Annotated in this window: 12 protein-coding genes and 1 pseudogene; 11 read left to right on the top strand and 2 right to left on the bottom strand. The window is 48.2% G+C overall.

Annotation, left to right across the window (positions count from 1 at the left end; translation table 11 throughout):
• The first annotated feature begins 129 nt into the window (after positions 1 to 129).
• From GWP43_RS05560 to GWP43_RS05510, 11 genes and pseudogenes are all read left to right on the top strand, one after another.
• Positions 130 to 1,191, top strand: coding sequence for a flagellar motor switch protein FliG (locus GWP43_RS05560; RefSeq protein ID WP_162663336.1), 1,062 nt, complete (start codon positions 130 to 132; stop codon positions 1,189 to 1,191).
• Positions 1,179 to 4,277, top strand: a complete 3,099-nt coding sequence (locus GWP43_RS05555; RefSeq protein WP_162663335.1) for an insulinase family protein — start codon at positions 1,179 to 1,181, stop codon at positions 4,275 to 4,277. Before GWP43_RS05560 ends, GWP43_RS05555 begins: the two co-directional genes overlap by 13 nt.
• A 185-nt stretch (positions 4,278 to 4,462) precedes the next feature.
• The gene (locus tag GWP43_RS05550) at positions 4,463 to 6,277 is read left to right on the top strand and encodes a DNA topoisomerase IV subunit B (RefSeq protein ID WP_162663334.1); all 1,815 of its coding nucleotides are present in this window, start codon (positions 4,463 to 4,465) and stop codon (positions 6,275 to 6,277) included.
• Positions 6,278 to 6,393: 116 nt separating this feature from the next.
• The gene (locus tag GWP43_RS05545; RefSeq protein WP_162663333.1) at positions 6,394 to 7,629 is read left to right on the top strand and encodes a M20 family metallo-hydrolase; all 1,236 of its coding nucleotides are present in this window, start codon (positions 6,394 to 6,396) and stop codon (positions 7,627 to 7,629) included.
• A 13-nt stretch (positions 7,630 to 7,642) separates the two neighbouring features.
• Complete coding sequence (locus GWP43_RS05540; RefSeq protein ID WP_162663332.1) at positions 7,643 to 8,695, top strand: KamA family radical SAM protein; 1,053 nt, start codon at positions 7,643 to 7,645, stop codon at positions 8,693 to 8,695.
• A 1,065-nt stretch (positions 8,696 to 9,760) separates the two neighbouring features.
• Positions 9,761 to 10,795 (top strand): formylglycine-generating enzyme family protein, encoded by a 1,035-nt coding sequence (locus GWP43_RS05535; protein WP_162663331.1) that lies wholly within the window; start codon positions 9,761 to 9,763, stop codon positions 10,793 to 10,795.
• Between the two features lie 138 nt (positions 10,796 to 10,933).
• Positions 10,934 to 11,059: pseudogene (locus tag GWP43_RS05530) on the top strand (SUMF1/EgtB/PvdO family nonheme iron enzyme); the annotation flags it as partial.
• 267 nt (positions 11,060 to 11,326) lie between these two features.
• A complete protein-coding gene (locus GWP43_RS05525) occupies positions 11,327 to 11,791 on the top strand; it encodes an HRDC domain-containing protein (RefSeq protein WP_230978088.1) in 465 nt (154 codons plus the stop codon).
• Positions 11,754 to 12,104: a hypothetical protein gene (locus tag GWP43_RS05520; protein WP_230978087.1), complete on the top strand. Its 351-nt coding sequence runs from the start codon at positions 11,754 to 11,756 to the stop codon at positions 12,102 to 12,104. Before GWP43_RS05525 ends, GWP43_RS05520 begins: the two co-directional genes overlap by 38 nt.
• 201 nt (positions 12,105 to 12,305) lie before the next feature.
• A complete protein-coding gene (locus GWP43_RS05515) occupies positions 12,306 to 12,974 on the top strand; it encodes an RNA-directed DNA polymerase (protein ID WP_414162720.1) in 669 nt (222 codons plus the stop codon).
• A gap of 156 nt (positions 12,975 to 13,130) precedes the next feature.
• Positions 13,131 to 14,003, top strand: a complete 873-nt coding sequence (locus tag GWP43_RS05510; RefSeq protein WP_162663329.1) for an Rpn family recombination-promoting nuclease/putative transposase — start codon at positions 13,131 to 13,133, stop codon at positions 14,001 to 14,003.
• 122 nt (positions 14,004 to 14,125) lie between these two features.
• Here the strand turns inward: GWP43_RS05510 and GWP43_RS05505 are convergent, their stop codons facing one another.
• Positions 14,126 to 14,485: a hypothetical protein gene (locus GWP43_RS05505; RefSeq protein WP_162663328.1), complete on the bottom strand. Its 360-nt coding sequence runs from the start codon at positions 14,483 to 14,485 to the stop codon at positions 14,126 to 14,128.
• A 340-nt stretch (positions 14,486 to 14,825) separates the two neighbouring features.
• Positions 14,826 to 20,441: an alpha-2-macroglobulin family protein gene (locus tag GWP43_RS05500; protein WP_162663327.1), complete on the bottom strand. Its 5,616-nt coding sequence runs from the start codon at positions 20,439 to 20,441 to the stop codon at positions 14,826 to 14,828.
• Positions 20,442 to 20,553: the final 112 nt, after the last annotated feature.

Here is a 20,553-nt window from a genome sequence, read left to right as displayed (position 1 = left end):
TTCGGGAAGGGCGATACACATTTATTTATTCTGTGAAGGTATTCAAAAAACATGCGGTGCAGTTGCATCGTATGTCAAAAATGCAGTGTGTTGATACTCGGCTGTTTTTCCATTATATTGGGAGACAGTATGAGTGATCTGGAGAGTGAGATACAGCGGCGCGGATTAATAAAGGTATCGCGTGAGGGTGATCAAAAAGAGAGTCCTTACCGCCGCGTTGCAAAGTTTTTATATTTAATCGGAGAGGCGCAAGCGGCAAAGGTACTGCAAAAGCTTACCCGCGAGCAAATCGAAAAAGTAGTAGCGGAAATGTTGACCATCCGCTATGTCGATAAGGACGAAGCCGCCTATATTTTAAGCGAATTTACAGCGCTTTATAACGAAGCGAAGAATTCCGTCGGCGGCGTGGAAACCGCTCAAGGGATTCTGACGGCGGCTTTCGGCGGGGAAAAAGCGCGGGAGATTATCGAGCGGGCAATACCGCCTGCTGCCGAACGGCCGTTCGATTTTTTGGACGGTATCGACGGAGAAAAGCTCAAGCGGCTCTTAGCAGACGAAATGCCTGCAACACAGGCGCTCGTGCTTTCTCAGCTGGAACCGAAAATAGCGGCCGCCTATATTACCGGTTTAAACGATGCGGAAAAGAAAGACATCGTGCTCCGCCTCGCGCGGCTTAAAACCATCAGTCCTGAAATTTTACAGACGGTAAGCACTTCGATGCGCGAAAAGTTTACCCGCATACGGACAGGCTCGGCTACCGAAGCGATCGACGGCCGCGCAGTACTTGCCGCTATTTTACGGCGCAGCGATTCCGAAACGGAACAGTTTATTTTACAGAACATCGCAGAAGCCAATCCCGAACTTGAACAAAATATCCGCGAACGGCTTTTTACTTTTGAAGATGTGCTCATTGCAGACGACCGTTTTTTACAGAAAAAATTATCCGGTATGGAAAGCTCAGTAATTGCCGCATTGATTTCTTATAAACCGGAAGTCTTTGTCAAAAAAATCCTCGATAATATTTCTAAAAACAGACAGCAGTTCATCCTTGACGATCAGGCGTCGAACCCCGTTTCCGTGCGGGAATGCCGCGAAGTTACCAATCGTTTTTTACAGGAATTGCGGAAAAGCTGGGAAGACGGCGAGCTACTCTTATTCGGAAAGGACGGAGATGACGTATGGATAACCTAATCCACGGGTTTAAAATTATTTCAAAAACAGCGCTTGACGAAATGCAGGCGGAGGGTATTCTTGCGCAGCATTGCGAAACCGGACTTGAAGTTTATCATATTCATAACGATGACAGCGAAAATTTATTTGCATTTGCTTTTATGACCCCGCCTGAAAATAGTTCGGGCGTTGCGCATATTCTGGAACATTCGGTACTCTGCGGTTCTAAAAATTATCCGCTGAAAGATCCTTTTTTAATCCTTTCAAAGCAGAGCGTTAAAACGTTTTTGAATGCGATGACATTTCCCGATAAGACCGTGTACCCTGCGTCGAGCATCCTCGAAAAAGATTATTTTAATTTGATGTCGGTGTACGGCGATGCGGTGTTTTTTCCGCTGCTCAAACGGGAAACCTTTGAACAGGAAGGTCATCGGCTTGAACGAGATGAAAAAGGAAATCCGTATTTTTCCGGCGTGGTGTTAAATGAGATGCGGGGCGCGTATGCGGATTTCGATTCCGGTGTAGACCGTGAGCTGCGGCATTCTCTCTTGCAGGGGACGGTGTATGCGCACGATTCAGGAGGCTTTCCGCCCGATATCGTCAAGCTCAGCTATGAGGATTTTTGCGCCTTCCATAAAAAATACTATCATCCGGTAAACTGCAAGGTCTTTTTGTACGGTAACATCGAAACCGAAAAACAGCTTGCCTTTTTACAGGAACGCTTCTTGCAGTTTTTTGAACCGGCGGAAAAGCCGCCGCTCATCCCGGCTATTACACCCTATCCCGCACCCCGCGTGTTTTCGGCAACGGCGCCCGCAGGAGAGGGAAAAAATCCCGACAAGCTCACGGTAACGATGAATTGGCTGCTGCCCGAAAGCGCCGACATCGACCGGCTGATGGACTGTATGTTTTTGGAGGAGTTGTTGCTGGGACACGACGGAGCGCCCTTGCAAAAAAAACTGCTCGACTGCCCCTTTGCCGAGGATGTGTATCCGTACAACGGCGGACAGGCAGACCTGAAAAACATCTGCTTTACGCTCGGCCTTGCGGATATCGATAAAAGTGCGGAAGGACGGTTTGAAGCCTTTATCCTTTCCGGCCTTGAAGAAATTGCGCGAGACGGTTTTGAACCTCAGCTGATTGAAACCGCGCTCAATTCCCTCGATTTTTATAACAGAGAAATTACCCGTTCCGGCGGCCCTTTTTCGCTGGTTTTGATGCGGCGGGCGCTCCGCGGCTGGATACACGGTTTCGCGCCGGAGGCTTCGCTCCGTTCCATACCTGCTTTTCAGCGGCTGAAACAGCGGCTTTCCGAAAGCCCGCATTACGCTCAAGACCTTATCCGTACGCTGCTGCTTGATAATCCCCATCGGACAACCGTTTCCGTACGGCCGGACATTCACTTTTGCGAGAACATCGATGCGAGACTTGCTCAAGAAGCGTACCAAGCGGCGCAAAGCCTTGGCAGCATAGAACACCATTCGGGTTCCGCCGAACAGACGGCCGTACCCGTTAGCGGGCAAAAAGCGGATGCGGATACGGGGCTTAATACCGATGCGGCAACCGATGTGGATCCTCATCCCGATAGGAGCATGAATCCTGAGGCGGATGCTCAAGCGCAACATCTTATTCCGCATATTTCAAAAGAGGAGCTGCCGCCGGTTGAACCGCCGATACCCGAATGCCTCGAATATTTCGGCAAGGTTCCCGTTATCATCCATGAACAGCCGACAAACGGTATCACCTATATGGACATCGCAGTTCCCGTCGATTCGCTTTCGGCGGAGGACTATACATACCTGACGCTCTATACGTCGGCGCTTTCCTCGATGGGAACAAAAACGCAGAGCTGGGATGCCGTTGCGGCGGAATTCGCTTACCTGACGGGAGGCTTTTCCGCGGTTACCTTTTCCGCAGGCAGACACCGGACATCCGAAGCCGCGGTGTTTTTCGATAATGCGCTCCGCACGGAAGATGTGGCGGATCGGGACTGGATTTTTATCCGCTCCAAAATGCTGCCCGAATATATCGAACCCGCGGTAAACCGAATTTTTTCGTATCTTAACGATATTTCTTTTGCCGACGAAAAGCGGTTGAAGGATGTTTTTATCCAGCTGAAAAACGATCTTGACCCGCTGCCGTCGTATTCGGGGCATACGTTGACTGCGCTGTACGCAGCTTCTGCCTATTCCGGTTCAAAACGGGCGGAAAATCTCTGGATGGGGATTCCGCAACTGCGTTTTCTGCGCGGGCAGTATGCGGCGCTGGAGCAAAAACCGGCGGCAATCGGTGAACTTACCCGTAAACTTGAAGAAATACACCGGAAGCTGATGCGCTCCGGCCTTATCGTGAAGGTGTGCGGAACGAGCGCCGATATAAGCGTTATCAAAAAGGCGCTCACTTCCCATTTACTGCGATTTGATTTTCCGCACCGCAATACCGGCGGCTTTAGAACCGAAGCCTTTGAAAAACCGGCGGTGCTTTCGGCCTTTCCCAGCGCCGTGCAGGTAGGCTTTGCGGCACAGCTTCTGCCGGTTACGTTCGATGAAACGGAATACGGCGCTGCTATCGTCTATGCCCAGTGGCTTGAAACGGGGGCATTGTGGGAGGCAATCCGCGTAAAAGGTGGCGCGTACGGCGTTTCGGCATATCCCGATTCCGCAACGGCGCTGTTTACGATGACTACTTACCGCGACCCTGCGCCGCTTAAATCCTTGCGCAGTATACGGGATTGTATCGAAAAGAGCATCGCGGCTCCGCTTACCGACTCCGAACTGGAGGCCTTGATTACCGGCACGTACAGCACAGCGCTCCAGCCGAGAACCCCGGCGCAGAGAAGCGCGGCGACGTTCTCGCGTCTCTTAAACGGGATAACCCATCAGGCGCGCATGCAAACAATCGAAGGTATTATCTCTTGTACACGGGAACGCATGAACCGGCTTGCCGAGCAGCTCGCCGCAAGCGTATCGGGAAGCGCCGCGCTTTCGGCAATGACGGCGGAAGGTATATCCGGCGGTACCGCTGCGGTAATCTGCTCCGACGCTGCGCTCCGGCAAACGGCAGACAACTTAGGACTTCCGCCGCTCACCGTTCTGTCTTCAATTTAAAAAAACTTTTTTTGGAGTGTTAAATAAAAGCCGTACAAATGGCACGACTTTTATTTACTCAAGTTTGCTTAATCGCAAACTTGTATATCATCTGCATGTTCTCACTTCGTTGCGAACATGCGTAAAAAGTCAATCGAAAATTGAAACTTTCTTCTTGACTTTTTATGGAAGGAATTTAAAACAACATGGCTGCAAAGAATACGTATGATGAATCGAAAATAAAGACGCTGAGCTCATTGGAGCATATCAGGCTCCGCACCGGTATGTATATCGGTCGGCTCGGAAACGGCTCGAATCCCGACGACGGTATTTACATCCTGTTAAAAGAAGTGCTCGATAACTCCATCGATGAGTTCATCATGGGAAACGGAGACCGCATCGACGCGCTGTTGAAGGACAATAAAGTTACTGTGCGGGATTACGGACGCGGTATTCCGCTTGGGAAGGTCGTGGAATGCGTGTCGGTCATCAACACCGGTGCGAAGTACAATGATGAAGTCTTTCAGTTTTCGGTGGGCTTGAACGGCGTCGGCACCAAGGCGGTGAACGCACTCTCCGAATATTTCCGAGTGGTTTCTGTCCGTGACGGGAAATACGCCGAAGCGGTGTTTGAGCGGGGTGTGCTAAAGCACGAAAAACAAGGAGATGCCAAAAAAGGGATTAAGAACGGCACGCTCGTCGAGTTTATTCCCGACAGGGAAATATTCGGCGACTATACATTCAATCTCGACTTTATCGAAAAACGGATGTGGAACTACGCCTATCTGAATGCCGGTCTTACGCTCACCTTTAACGGCGCTTCATACATATCGGAAAACGGCTTACTCGATCTGCTCAATGCGGAAATCGGCGAAGAAACGCTCTACACGATTGCTCACTTTAAGGAAGCAAAACTCGAATTTGCCTTTACTCATACCAACAACTACGGCGAAACCTATTTTTCGTTTGCCAACGGACAGTACACCTCGGATGGCGGCACGCATCTTTCCGCCTTTAAAGAAGGCTTGCTGAAAGGTATTAACGAATACTACCGCAAAAACTACAAGAGCGAGGATGTCCGCGAAGGCACCTGCGCGGCGGTGGCGGTTAAGGTGCAAGCGCCCGTGTTCGAAAGCCAAACAAAAAATAAGCTCGGCAATACCGAGGTGCGGCCGTGGATTGTCAACGGTACCAAAGCCGCTGTGGTTGAATGGCTGCAAAAAAATGCCGAAGCCGCGCGGAAGCTGGAAGAAAAAATCCTCGCAAACGAACGGCTGCGGACAGAGCTGAACAGCGTTAAAAAAGAAGCGAAGGCCGCTGCAAAAAAAATTGCAATGAAAATCCCGAAACTTAAAGACTGCAAGTTTCACCTTGGGGATAAGCAGTACGGCAATGAGTCGATGATTTTTATTACCGAAGGAGATTCGGCTTCGGGTTCAATGGTTTCGAGCCGCGACGTTCTTACGCAAGCGCTTTTTTCGCTGCGCGGTAAGCCCGAAAATATGCACGGCAAAAAACGCGCCGCCATCTACAAAAATGCGGAGCTCTACAATATGATGATGGCGCTCGGTATCGAAAACAGCCTTGAAAGCCTCCGCTATAATAAGATCATCATCGCAACCGATGCCGATAACGACGGCTTTCATATCAGAAATCTTTTGCTCACCTTTTTTCTCACCTACTTTGAAGAGCTGGTGCTGAGTGGGCGGATTTTTATTTTGGAAACGCCGCTGTTCAGGGTGCGCACCAAAAAAGAGACCTGCTATTGCTATTCGGAAAAAGAGCGGGATGTCGAAATGAAGCGGCTCGGTACAGCGGCGGAGGTTACCCGTTTTAAGGGATTGGGAGAAATAAGCCCGAGCGAATTCGGTCAGTTTATCGGAAAGGATATCCGCCTTTTACCGGTCAGTATTCAGACCGTGAAAAAAATTCCGGGCGTGCTTGAGTTTTATATGGGAAAGAATACCCCCGAACGCAAAGCCTTTATTATGAAAAATCTTCTTGCGGAAGTCGACGCGTAGAATGATCAATCTTCTTGTTTGCAGAATAGCTATCAATATGGTATAGTAGAAGCCTCTTTTGAGAGTGTTTTGCTCTTTTGAAGAGAGTTTAATTTCATTACGTATGTGGAGGTTGTATGTCAAATTTTTTATCGGTTAAAGATTTTATCGCTCAACAAAAAGATAAGATGATTGAGCTTGAACGGCTTTTGTGCTCCATTCCAGCCATGGCTCCGGAGTCGGACGGCGACGGGGAATTGAAAAAATGCGAAGCGCTGGAAGCATATTTAAAAAAGCTCGGCTTTACTCAATTTGAACGGTTCGATGCACCCGATACGCGGGTCTCCTCCGGTATCAGACCGAACCTTGTCGTTACCATTCCGGGCAAAGATGATTCAAAACGGGTTTGGATTATGGCGCATACCGATGTGGTGCCGCCCGGAGAGCTGGCAAAATGGGAAAGCGATCCGTGGGTATTGAAGCAGGACGGTGATAAAATTATCGGGCGCGGCGTCGAGGATAACCAGCAAGGACTGACCGGAGCGGTATTCGCCGCTTATGCATTTCTTGCATTAAAGATTCAGCCTGCTCACACCGTAAAATTGTTGTTTGTTGCCGATGAAGAAGTGGGATCGAGATACGGCGTTATTTATCTTTTAAATAATCATCAGCTGTTTAAGCCGCAGGATATTATCGTCGTCCCTGATGGGGGAGATCCTTCGGGCGAGACAATTGAAGTTGCGGAAAAGAACCTGTTGTGGTTAAAGGTTGTGGTGCATGGAGTGCAAACGCACGCCTCACGTCCCGATTTAGGAAAGAATGCACACATTGCGGCGGCGGATTTGGCGCTCCGGTTGAATGCTTTGGAAAAGGTGTTTTCAAAGCAGGATAATTTATTCGAACCGCCGTATTCGACCTTGCAGCCGACAAAAAAAGAAGCGAATATTCCGAACATCAATACCATTCCGGGCGACGATGTGTTTTATATGGATTGCCGTATCCTTCCTTGTTACACTGTTGCGGAAGTGATGGAGAAGATAAAAGTCGAGGCGAGTGCAATAGAAGCAAAGTACGGCGTACAGGTTGAGCTTATTATTGATGATTCGGCGGAATCGCCTGCAACGCCTGTTGATGCAGATGTTGTTACGATGCTGTCAAAGGCTATCGAAAAAGTACACGGCAAAAAAACGCAAACCATCGGTATCGGCGGAGGAACCGTTGCCGCTCCGCTCCGTCAGGCAGGCTTTAACGCCGTCGTATGGAGCACGCTCGACGATATGGCGCATCAGCCGAATGAATACTGCATTATGAAAAACTTAATCGACGATACGCAGGTACTGGCGGCATTGATGTACGGAGTCGATGCGCTGTAAGTGTGACGGAGGTATGAACGCCGCACCGGATGATGATTGCCGGGATGATAATCGTTGGAATGATGATTGGCGAAATGAGCGTGCTTCCGATACGGTTATCCGCTTGCCGGAATATGTTTCGCCGGCGTTTAAGGCCTTGATTACCTCCGCAGCACCTGCCGACGACGCTGCGCTGCGCCGGCAGGTGCTTTCCTCCGACGACGAACTGGTCGTGTCGGAGGAAGAGCGGGGCGACCCGCTCGGCGAAGCGCGCTATTGCGTTACCCCGTATCTGGTACACCAATATCCGAACCGCGTGCTGCTATTGAGTACCGGCCGCTGCATCTCGTATTGCCGGTACTGTTTCCGGCGTGAATTTACCGCCCGCTCAAGCGGCTTTATTTCCGATGAGCAAATCGGAGCGGTAACAGCATATCTTAAAACACATCCCGAAGTACAGGAAATTCTGGTTTCGGGGGGAGACCCGATGAGCGGCTGTTTTGAGCAAATAAAGCATCTGTTGGAATGCCTCCGTTCCGTCCGTCCCGATTTGCTGCTCCGCCTCTGCACCCGTGCGCCGGTTTTTGCACCGGAGCTTTTTACCGAAGACCTTATGGCGCTTCTCCGTTCCGTCCGCCCGCTCTGGGTGATTGCACATATAAACCATCCGGCGGAACTCGGCACGGCGCAGCGGCAAGCCTTAACCCGCTGTATCGATTCGGGGATTCCCGTGCAAACCCAAACCGTATTGCTGCGCGGCGTTAATGATGAGCCTGCCGTTCTTGCGGAGCTTTTCCACGCGCTGGTATGTATGGGGATAAAACCCGGGTATCTGTTTCAAACGGATTTGGCACGGGGAACGGCGCATTTTCGCGTACCGCTTGAAAAAGCTGCGCTTATATGGAAAGCATTACGTAAACGCCTTTCCGGTTTATCGTTACCGCAATTTGCAGTCGATTTACCGAACGGCGGCGGAAAATTCCCGCTTTCCGCCCTACTGCTCTATGAGGATATTGTTTCTCCATTAAAAGACGGCCGCTTTTCGGCACGGGGTATCGACGGAAAGAGCTATACTTATCCGAGGTAAGGGGCACTTTTGAAAATATACGGCGCATCTACGTCAAAACTATACATCCGTGTATAGTTTTGACTGTGAGTTTCGGCAGCAGCCGAAACATCACTTCTGATATAAACCAGTGGCATCCGTGCCACTGCTGAAAATCCTCAACGTATCAAAGATACGCCAAATGGTGTTTCAGAACCGACATGGACGTCGGTGGTTTTATACAGTAGCGAGATTTGGGCTATGCACAAATCTCGTCGTTAAAAAGCGTACAGGGACGTACGCTTTTTAACAGTCTATTTCAAAAGGCTAACGGAAAGGCTTAATACCGTTCTGAAAAATCCTCAACGTATCAGAACTGCTATGGCTGATGAAACAAGCAAATTGCGAAATTTCATTTATAGAAAAGAAGACCGGCCTCACTCAAGAAGAGGTGGAAGCGCTTAACTAATTGGTAATGTGTAATTCATGAATTATGAATTCTTAATTACAAATTGCACATCACCAATTAATTTGTTTGCAGCAATGTACTTCGCTGAACGAGCAACGTCGTAGACGGTATGCATATTTTCAAAAGAACTTGCACTTTTCCCTTTTTGCCCCTATACTATTTCTATGCTGAGTTTCAGAACCGGATTACTACAGTATCGATTATCTCCCCTAAAAGCGCAGATACCCGCATATTTTAAAAAGATACTTGACACACATAGTTTTGTCGGCATAATCACTCAGCAACTCAGCAACTCAGCAACTCAGCAACTCAGCAACTCAGCAACTCAGGCGTAAAGTCTGTCTGCGCCCTGAAAAACGGGCAGCCTTTTCAGTCAGACAACGACATTATTATTTTTTCTCATCAATTTTTGCGGACGGCACAAGCAGTGCTAGTGTTTTTACTTTTACACAAAAACGGTACTTTGCTGCCTTGGGCATATTTTGTGCGTTAGGTATGCAAAGAAGCCGCTTTTGTAAACATATCATCAACACAGCTTTTTATCGTAGGAGCCGTCCGGCAGTGTGGTTTGATAGCGGGTAAACGGAGCCGTAATTATCAATTATTAACTAAAACCATCTATTTGAAGGAGAAATGTTATGAAAGGAAAGAATAGAAAGACAGAAGTCTTAGGTTTTTCGATAGTGCTGCTGCTCGCTGCACTGTTAGTGTGTACCGGCTGCCCGGGTACTGTAGGGAGTAGCGGTTCGGGAAATGGAGAAATTACACCATCTTCCGGCAATTTTGTAACGATAACCCCGTCTGCAGCGGGGATTACCGGTATGGATCCGGATACGGCGTCTTTGCCGGGAGCGGATGAGTATTGGAAAGGGGTATTTCGCGCAGGGCGGGAGGTAACATTGAGCCCTTATAAGCTTGGCAAAACGGAAGTGACGTATAAGCTGTGGAAAGAAGTATACGACTGGGCGGTAAAAGCTGAAAACGGGTATACGTTTGCCAATGCAGGAGTAAAAGGTAAAGACGGAAACGGGAGCGAAGAAGAGCCGGTAACGAGTGTAAGCTGGCGAGACTGTATTGTATGGTGCAATGCGTATACCCAAATGAAGAATAGCTCTGATGAGCAGTGCGTATACCGCAAAAGTAAAACCGATACTACGGTATTAAAAGACGCAACGAAAGGTAGTAAGTGTGATGCGGCGTATGCCGATATGAGTAAAAAAGGGTATCGGCTGCCGACGGAAGCGGAATGGGAATATGCAGCCCGGTGGCAAAACAAAAGTACGAATGCTGAACAATACGGAGAAGTATGGCTGACCAAACTAAACAGTGCAAGCGGAGCAAAAGCTGACTGGAATAATGCGGATGAGACAAAAGCGGTTGCGTGGTATTGGAATAATCCAGACAGTAAGACCCATCCTGTAGGAGAAAAACGGTCAAATGCACTAGGCTTACACGATATGAGCGGGAATGTACGGGAATGGTGTTTTGATTGGTATGATGATAATCCTACAGCAAACGACGATGCTTATACATCCGGCGGATTCGTAGTTGACCCGCAAGGTGCTGCTTCCGGTATTTTCCGCGTCATACGCGGCGGTTGCTGGAACAATCTCGCGAAGGACTGCGTCGGCAGCTACGACGATCTTGGCTTTCGTGTGGCTTGTCGCCCCTAGGGTTCACACATTTTGCCTGTGAGGTGCAGTATAGTTTTGAAAATAAGTTAAAGCGGCACCGAGTAGCCGCTTTAGCGGCTCGAAAATTTTTTGACTAAAAAACGGTAGGGACATTAATAAGGTGCTGCTTCCGGTAATAACCGCGTCATACGCGGCGGTAGCTGGAACAATAACGCGAAGAACTGCGTCGTCGGTAAACGGAACAACGACAACCCCGACAACAGCAACGACAATCTTGGCTTTCGTGTGGTTTCGCGTCCCTAGAGCTCACTCAAACGGTGTGAACCGTCCCTGATGAAAAATGTACATCCGTGTACATTTTTCATCGACGAGTTTGAGGCTTCGCCTCAAACATCGCTTCTATATGGAACCAGCGGCATCCGTGCCGCTACTGAAAAACCAATTTTGCTGTGCATAAAATCAAACAGGTCAATATTACTTATTCAGAACGCCCATGGATGGGCGTAGTTTTAAGCAGAAACGAGTTTGTGAAAACAAACTCGCAGTTAACAAATGTACACGGAGGTACATTTGTTAACGATACCGATAGCTAATTGCGAACAAGCGGTTGCCGAAATGAATGCTTTTTTACGCGGGCATAAAATTATCGCCGTTACCAAAGAATTTGTTGCAACGGGAGAAAACAGTTTTTATTCAATCATTGCCGAATACATAGACACTTCTTTTGCGCCTGCTGCCGATAAAGGAAAAGCTTCGGTAGATTACAAAGAAGTATTAAAGCCCGAAGTTTTTGAACTGTTTTCTTACTTGCGGGATGAACGGAAAAAACTGGCTGAGCAAGCGGGGATTCCTGTCTATGCCGTAGTAACGAATGCTCAACTTGCACAAATAGCGGAAAAGAAACCGCAGACGATAACCGCATTGGGGCAAATTGAAGGTGTCGGGCAGGGAAAGTGCGAAAAATTCGGAGCAGCGTTTCTAAAAGCGATACAAGACTATGAAAAGAAGCGGCAAGCTGTACCGGCACATAGCTGAGTGGGACAATCTGCTCATTGCCTTTTATAATGCAGCTCGCGGTAAACGGTTAAGACCCGATGTAGTATTATATGAGAAAAATCTATACGAAAATCTAAAAACTTTACAAACTCATCTTATCAACCAAACTATTCCGCTCGGCAATTACCGGTTTTTTAAAATATACGACCCGAAAGAGCGGCTTATCTGTGCTGCCCCGTTTGAGGAGCGGGTACTGCACCACGCTATTATCAATATCACCGGACAGGTGTTTGAGCGGCTTCAAATATACGGTGGTATAACTTCGGCAGCCGCAATAAGGCTGCCTCGTTAACCGTCAAGTTTTCTCAAGCGAAAACTTGCTTATTGACGTATGCGCTGTTGCGCATTAATGCAGCAACTTCCAAAGTTCAGACTTTGTTCAGTTGCTGCATTTTAAAGAAAGTTATGCCTGCCGGAAAGGGACCGCCACGGATGGCGGTGGTTCAACACAATAGCGATGTTTTTTGCCTTGCAAAAAACTCGACGTTAAGCAGTGTACAAGGAGGTACACTGCTTAACAGCTGCCTTACTGCGCGCGTTGCATTTTACCAAACAATATCCTTATTTCCTCAAGCTTGATATGAAAAAGTATTTTGATTCCATTTCACACAGTAAACTTACGGCATTGTTGACAGCTAAGTTTAAAGATAAAGCCTTGCTCAACTTATTTGATAAACTGCTGGCTTCTTACTGTGTAACGGAAGGGAGAGGGTTACCGATTGGAAATTTAACGAGCCAATACTTTGCAAATTTTTATCTCGGCTTTTTTGATCACTATGCAAAAGAAAAGATGCAGGTAAAAGGCTATGTCCGCTATATGGATGACGTGTTGCTCTTTGCCGATACCATGCAGGAAATAAAAGACATGCTGCATACTGTAAAGCGTTTTTTGGAAGATGAATTGCTTTTAACTTTAAAGGAAGAAACAATCGGCAAAACTGCGAATGGTGTACCGTTTCTTGGTTTTTTACTCAAGCCGAAAGGGATATATCTTGCGCAAAAGAAGAAAAAACGTCTTAAAAAGCGCATTAAAGAATACCGCTATAAGCTTGAACGTGGTGTGTGGAATGAAGAGGACTATGCCCTGCATGTGACGCCGGTATTTGCTCATGTTGCAATCAGCCGGTGCAGGAGGTATTGCAATAGGATTTTGCAGGGGTAGTGGAGAGTGTTTAGTACGTGGTAAAACCAAACCGGCAAAATGTGTAGGGCGTGATAAAATAAGCATTTAATAAAAACTTGTGATTTTCTCTTAAAATTCTTAGCCATTTTTGCATCCGTGCCTTATAAGAGAGGTATATGCGCGGAGGCGAAAAAAATGAACGATACTCTTACACTGAGAAATGATTATCTGTTTAAACTCTTGCTCGGATCGGAAGAAAATAAAGTTTGTTTACAAGATTTCCTTGAATGCGTACTGGATATCCCTACCGATCGGATTGAAGGTCTTGAATTGCTGGATAAGGAACTTGCCAAAGATACCATAAGCGATAAAACCGGTATTTTGGATGTTAAGCTCCGATTGAAAGACGGAACAACCATCGACATTGAAATCCAGAATAGCTGGTCCGCGGAATTTATTCCTCGCACCTTATTCTACTGGGCTAAAATATATGTTGAAGGGTTTAAAGAAGGCGAGGCATATACGAGCCTGACCAGGTGTATTGCGATCAATTTGGTTTCGCAGGGGTTCAAGTTGAATAATCTGGTACACTCTGTTTATCGTATCTTGGAGAAAAAAAGCTATCAGCAGCTCACTGATTTGCTTGAGATACATTTTTTGAATCTCTTGCTGGCAAGTCAAGTAACGATGCAGCAAGAGCCTATCGGAAATCAAGAGAAACTGATAAACTGGTTACAGTTTATAAATACCGATGATAAGGAGGAAAGAGCCATGATAGCGACCACATCACCCGTATTACAGATATTGAATGAAAAAATAGATGTACTCAGTCTTACCCCCAAAGAACGAAAATTGTATGAATCACGGATGAAGTTGAAAAGCGATATTGCGACTATTTCAGAGGTTCAATTCAATTCAGGCCTTGAGCGCGGATTAGCTGAAGGCGAAGCTCGCGGTTCCCGCCAAAAGGCGCTGGAAACCGCGAAAAATCTCCTGCATTTTGGGTTATCACGGGAAAATATCGCGCAAGCAACCGGACTCTCTCCAGCAGAAGTGGAAGCACTATAAGAACGAAGCTTTGGAACAAAGGCTGGTCCTTAGGATAGATTGCTGCACCGGCTCGCAATCTACCTAAGTCGTCCGCTAAGGGGAACCACCACCATCCTTAGATTTAGATGCGATGTTTAGAATTAAGTCGTTGCTGTATAAAGACTTAATTTTAAACTCGCGGGGATGTCGAAAAAGTAACCAACTTTTGAGACATCCCCGTCGCTACTGCGCGGAACCACGGACATCCCTGTCCGCTCTGATACGTTGAGCATTTTCAGCAGCAGCATATCGTAAAACACACTTTCCGTAAGCCTTTTGAAATAGACTGTCCAGAAGTGTACATCCGTGTACACTTTTTCCCGACATACTTCCGTGTATGTCGGGAAAAGACGAGTTTTATACAAAACTCGCTTCTGATTAATATCCCGCCCGTCCTTGGGCGTTCTGACGGCGAGTTTTTGCGTTGCAAAAACATCGCTGCTGCGTAGAACCACGGACATCCCTGTCCGTTTTGAAATTACGAGGCGCAAGCACAAATTAACCGCAGGCACGGTAAAAAATGTACATCCCTGTACATTTTTTACCTGCGTGTTTGCAGGGCAAACACACTACTGACTAGAGCCACCGCCGTCCTTGGCGGAATTGATACGTTGAGGATTTTCAGAAGCGGCACGGATGCCGCTGGTTTAAACAGTAGCGAAGTAGATGCGCCGTATCTCCAGCGCTTTTGAAAATAGTGGTACCGGATACAAGGCGCGAACAAAAATAAAGCGGAGGCGTACTTCCTGTACGTTGAGCATTTATTTTTGTGTAGCAACGCCGTAGACGGTATGCATATTTTCAAAAGGACACTTTGAGACCCGGCACCACCGCTCTAATCTTATTATCGTACATTGCTTGCGCATGGATAGCCGGTATAAAATACTCTCCTTTATAGGCAACCGTCGCATAGAACTTGTAGGTTACCGAATCCCTACGCGCTAAATCAAAGTAGGTATATACGACGTCGTCTCTGATGTCCTGATAGGCAAAAGAATCCGAACCGTCGCTGCTGTCCAAGGCTATCCGATCGTTGCTGATTTCCCAGCAGGTTGGAATCGGGAACGTCAGCGCGATATTTTCGATCTTCTTCGATGTTTGGTTCGCGACAAGAATTTTTATGACGAATGAATCCCCTACCTTCAAATTGGTAGGAGAAATCATGTATCCGTCGGAATTGAAGTACGAAACATCAAGGTCGATATTTTCATTCTGCCGCTGTTCCGTTCCCGGTACGGACATGCCTTCTGCGGTTAAAATGCCGTAGAGGATCGCTTTTCCGGTGTTCGTTACTTCGATGGTCTGTTTGTCCGCCGTTCCCGCAGGCAAGGTTTCGATAATCGAGGCGTTTTTAAGCTGTCCCTGCCGTGCCGCGCCGTTCGCCGTAACGGTATAGCTGCACGAGGCTGCATCGCGGTTTTTGTAATAGGGTAAAAGCGAGAATAGGAGCCACGCGGTCTCTTGCGTACTGCACCAATCATCGGAAGAAAGTACGGATGCAACCTCGCGGGCTGCTTTCGCCGCCTTTACATCATCCTGCAGCAGCGTACATACCATCAAATAGAGCGCCTGTATGCGGGTGGACGAACCGAAAGAGCCGCCGGTATACCGGTAGGATGTCTCCTGTTTAGTCAACGCGCCCAATGCATCTGCAAATACGTCCTCCGCCGTGTCATCTCTGCCTGTAAGTGAGTATGCAGCTGCCAATAGCAACGAACCGGAAGCATCAAGCTGTTCATTTTTCAGCCGGTTCATTGCGCCGATATTCGGGCTGCCTGCAAGCGCAAGCGAGAAGAGCCGGTATGCCTGTATTTCAGCCGAATCTTCACTATAGGATTCCCATTCCGCCGCCGAGGAAGCGAGCCAAGAGGTCAGCGGTTTTTTAATCGAATCGGGTACCGCATAGCCCTGCTTCTCTGCCTCCGTTAAGAAGTGGAGCGCATAGCTCGAACCCCATGCGGACGGAGCGCTGTTGCCCGGCCAGTACGCAAAGGCTCCCGATGCGGTTTGATACTGAGGATACCGTTCGATAACCGATTGAATATGCTTTTGAATGCGCGTCTTTTCCTGCGGCGAAAGCTGTGCAAAGTCTGCGAGATACAGTTGCGGGAAGCCGCCGGAGGTAATTTGTTCGATACATCCGTGCGGATACCGAATCAGGTAGTCGAGTCTGCTTGCTAAATTGAGCGCCGGTATGGAAGAAAGCTCCATCGAAAGTGTTGTCGAACTGACTTCTCCCGGACTTTGCACGCTCACAATCGTTTTCTCCGAAGGTTTCAGCGTAAACGGTGTACGGTAGGTAACGGGAATACCCCGTGCCTGTACCTCTACCGGCGTTATCGACTGCGCAAAACCTTTGTCCGTTTTTACGGCGGCGGTGAAGTCGGCAGTACCGGCTGCTTCCGTTTTTACCGTAAACGTAACAGTCATATCCGAAGAAGCGGGAACCTTTACGTTTTTTTCAGCGTTAAAGGACGGAATGGCGCCTTTTGTATTCAAGGTGATTTTTGCATTTTGTGCAGAGTCCGTCCCGTTGAATACCGTAACGGGTACATCGATACGCTCATTGACACCGAGTGTGCGGGGGAGCGCTGCCTGTATCATAAGGTCGGCCTTTACGGGAACGGTTTTTTCCGCAATACCGTAAGCGCCGTTAAAGCCTGCAACCGCAATCGCCCGCACGGCTCCGACATATTCAGGCATATCGAACGAAAGCTGCTTCTTTTCACCGGCGGCGATCGTAAAGGGGCTGAGGTATTGTACCACCGGTTTGAACCGATTGTTGCCCCGTTCGCGGTTATCGGCAAGGTCTTCGGAACCGCCGATTGCGAGCAGTGTTTCAAGCTTTCCGCTATAGGCGTTCATAACATACTGATATAAATCCCAGCTCGAAAGCTGTGACGCTTCTTTCTTATAGAATTCGCGTCTCAGTTCCGGCCCGTGATAGTTCGTTAATCCTAAAAGCCCTTCATCGACAACAGCCAGCGTGAATGTCATCGGTTTTCCGTTTTGTTCGGATACGGAGATAACCGCTTTTTCGTTGGGCGCATAGACGGCCGGAGCGGTAATCACCGGATTGAGTTTCGTGGCGGGATTGTCGACCATCACCGGTACGATACCGTAAAGGCGGATCGGCAAACTGTTCGCCGTTTGCAAGTGTTGCTGCAATACCGTGATATGCACGTACACATTCGGCGCCATTGCCTCCGTCAATTTCAGTTTATACACCGTGGTATCTTTAGCGGTTTCAAGCCAATCCTGTTTGAGAATTTCGCCGTTCTTTTCTACCGTAACGAGGGCTCTGTTTCCGGCGCTTGAGGCAAACGAAACAGAAGCGGTTTCGCCCGTGCTATACTGCCGTTTGTCGGTGATGAGCGTAACCATCGCCGCGCTGCCCGAACCGCTTTCTTGAGCGCGTCCGGCCCATCCCGGCCAGTCGATATACACGATTTTTGCCGCACTGTGTCCGCGCCGCCCATCGGAGACCGTAACAAGATAACGTCCCCATGAAGGATATTTTATTTCAAACTGAAAGCTCCCTTTTCCGTTTGTAACGGGTACCGAGCCGCGTACAATTTCATAAGACGAGTTGCTGGAGACATACGTTGCGTCGGTGAGGGCGTCTTTTTCCCACCACCATTTCCAATCCAATTTATGAATCGTATATGACAGTTCGCCGGAAGGAACCGGCTTACCGTCTTGGTCTATCAGCAGTACATCGGCGGTATGTTGAACATCGGTTAAAAGCATTCCGCGGGCGGCATCTCCTTTCGGCAGCCGCAGACCGACATAGCGGCTGTACGGCGAATACGGGAAAGCGCTTTGTTCGGTAGAAAAGGCTCCCGACGGCTCAAAGATGCGGCTGACAAAATGCGCCTGTAGTTTTCCCGGTACGGGGTCATCTGCGCCGATGGTGAAATGCTCGCTGAATGTTGCCTTTGAGGCGCTATTCAGTGTTCCTTCCCAAATGGTTGAGCGGCCTAGTTCCATTTCTACCGACGGATTGGTAAAGCTGAAATCGGAATAACCGAAATTATCCGGCGCAGAGGTAAAGAACACGGCAACGTCTGCGTTGTAATTGGGTGCCGGCGCACCGTGCAGCCATGCCCCCGAAAGCGTAAAGTTGTTCGTACCGCTAGTAAGCATTTTTTTCTCAGGTTCCAGTTTAACCGACAGGCGGTTCGGGACGACCGTTTCAATGCGGAGCGGCCGCGTCCATTCCTGTCCGCCGATTTTTACCTTTGCTTGCCAGAGACCGGTTACCGCGCCTGCGGCGGTTTTTGTTTCCACCGGATAAAAGCCGTTTACCGAGTGGGTTAGGAGGCGCGACTCCGTTACCCGTCCGAGCGGGTCGGAAAGTTCAAAAGAGACCGGAATATCCGCCGGCAGGGTTTTCTGTAAATCCTGCAGCACAAAGGTCAGGTAGAGCGGATCACCCGGCCGCCATACGCCGCGCTCTCCGTAAATGAATCCCTTTACGCCGCCTACGGTTTTTTCGCCGCCGGTTTCAAAATGACTGACGCTCAATCCCGTTCCGGCTCCAATTTTCAAATATGAAGTCTGTCCCTTGTAGCTTGCCGCGATGAATACTGCCTTGGAAGCGTCTTCGAGTACTGCGGAACCGTTTTTATCCGACCGGAGTTCGGCATTTTTTGAGCCGACATACGAATAGCAGGTAATTTCCGCTCCGCTGATAGGCTGCGCCGTTTTGATGTCGGCAACACTGACGTACAGTTTCCCGCTCGTTGTCTTTTTCGCCATAATGCCGACATCCGAGATAAGAATGTTCCGCTTTATCAAATTCTTACTATTAAAACGCGGAATGTAAAAGGCCGGATGATAGGGGTTGTTTTTATTTGACCAATAGGTATCCCGTTCATCATAATCCAAATCTTCCCAGTAATTCCACCAACTTTTTTCGTCGGGCGGCAAATCAGCTTCGATTATATCGGGAGGCTGCGGCAGCGAAGCAAACGCTTCATCGGCATCTGTGGGAATACGGTATTTGATATTCTTTTTTCTGAATGAGATGCGTATTTGAAACATCCCATGAGGATATTTTTTAGTGAGCGCCGACACATCGATTCCACGCGGAATATATTTATTCTGCATCGAATCGTCCCAATCGAATGAAACATTTTGCGTCCACACCGGCTCGCCCACGCGGTACAGTTCATCGGTTCCGTCCAATTCATTGACCTGCAAGAATTGAACGATGTTATGATCGTAAATAGCAAAAGCTTGTATTAAAAGACCGCTTACGTTCCGTGTCTCGACCGGTAGCACCGTCCCCTGTGATGACGGTAAAATAGTTCCGTCGGTCATAAAACGCACGGACGGCAGTTCCCAATTATCCGAAAGAGTGATAGTCCGCGCTGCGGCAAGGTAGATGCCGTTCGAGCTTTTGATTCCGTTTGAAATGCGGATAGTTCTGATATTCCGCCAATTTGAATCGTCATAAATCGTCAGTACGTTACCTCTGGCTGATACGTTAACATCGTCGCTCCGAGAACCGTCTTCATTGTGAGTCGAAATAAAATCCTGTATATCTTGAGATGTGTCGAGCATTCGCGAAAAACTTACCAGTATGGTGTTCTTTTTTGAAGTATTGATATCGATAATCGAAAATTCATTTTCCGGCGGAATAGTAAATAATTTTTCGCCCGCAAATGCCGCATCCTGTTTTTTCGACAAACCGAGCTTCCGCCCCTGCCACGAAACCGATAAGCTCCGTGCCCGTTTTTTAATACTGATATTTTGGATAAAAAATTTCCATACCTTTCCCGACGAGCCTTGTTCCCATTGTATTGCGCAGGATCTTTTAAAAAAGCCTCCCGCTTTTGCCGAAACGCAGTGCCGGATGGTGTCCGCCGTAACGGGAATATCCGTAGTGATGCTGCCGCTGAGCGAATATGCCTCTTCATACTGATCAAGAGTTAATGTATCCAGCGCGACCTCGTAGGAAGGGGTATCGGCTAAAAAGACATGGCGATATGTTCCTTGTGCCGTATCTTTTCCGAACAACTTTGCGCAGTCTGCAGATAAGATGATTTTACGACCGAAAGAATAAGGAACGGACGGCGTAAACACAACCGTTTTGCTGTCTTGAAGTTCCCATGTTCCCGTCTGCCGGGGAGAAAACTGCAAAGCCTGTTCAGGTTCGCAGATAACATCGCAGGCAAAGCTGACGGCAATAGGAGCAAGCCTTCCGATATTGGTCGGAGAAATCGCCGTAACAAATTCCTCCGTTCCGCTGTCCGCAGCCGTCTGCCGCTTATCGGCGCATCCGGTAAGGCTCATAACTGCGAATATAAACATTGCAGCGAGACACAGCGCTGCAGCAATGGGTATACATCTCATTTTTTTGGTTTTGACGTTTCTTGTCAGTATGTAGGAAAAAAGGCCGGTATGGTTCATAGTACACTCCCTGAAATAGATAATAAATCAAATCTATCCAGCGGTCAATTACGGATTTCGCATGCAGGTACTCAATTTTTTTTTCTTGCGTTTTCGGATTTTGGACTCTATG

Origin of the sequence: Treponema vincentii, from assembly GCF_010365865.1 — a bacterium.
GTDB lineage: Bacteria > Spirochaetota > Spirochaetia > Treponematales > Treponemataceae > Treponema.
The sequence above is the reverse complement of the archived record's forward strand: the minus strand, read 5'-3'. Positions and strand labels throughout refer to the sequence as shown.

Coding starts and splice junctions, on each gene's coding strand:
- GWP43_RS05550 (WP_162663334.1), top strand. CDS start 4,463: ATGGCTGCAAAGAATACGTATGATGAATCGAAAATAAAGACGCTGAGC.
- GWP43_RS05540 (WP_162663332.1), top strand. CDS start 7,643: ATGAACGCCGCACCGGATGATGATTGCCGGGATGATAATCGTTGGAAT.
- GWP43_RS05560 (WP_162663336.1), top strand. CDS start 130: ATGAGTGATCTGGAGAGTGAGATACAGCGGCGCGGATTAATAAAGGTA.
- GWP43_RS05535 (WP_162663331.1), top strand. CDS start 9,761: ATGAAAGGAAAGAATAGAAAGACAGAAGTCTTAGGTTTTTCGATAGTG.
- GWP43_RS05545 (WP_162663333.1), top strand. CDS start 6,394: ATGTCAAATTTTTTATCGGTTAAAGATTTTATCGCTCAACAAAAAGAT.
- GWP43_RS05520 (WP_230978087.1), top strand. CDS start 11,754: ATGAAAAGAAGCGGCAAGCTGTACCGGCACATAGCTGAGTGGGACAAT.
- GWP43_RS05555 (WP_162663335.1), top strand. CDS start 1,179: ATGGATAACCTAATCCACGGGTTTAAAATTATTTCAAAAACAGCGCTT.
- GWP43_RS05500 (WP_162663327.1), bottom strand. CDS start 20,441: ATGAACCATACCGGCCTTTTTTCCTACATACTGACAAGAAACGTCAAA.
- GWP43_RS05510 (WP_162663329.1), top strand. CDS start 13,131: ATGAACGATACTCTTACACTGAGAAATGATTATCTGTTTAAACTCTTG.
- GWP43_RS05505 (WP_162663328.1), bottom strand. CDS start 14,485: ATGTCCGTGGTTCTACGCAGCAGCGATGTTTTTGCAACGCAAAAACTC.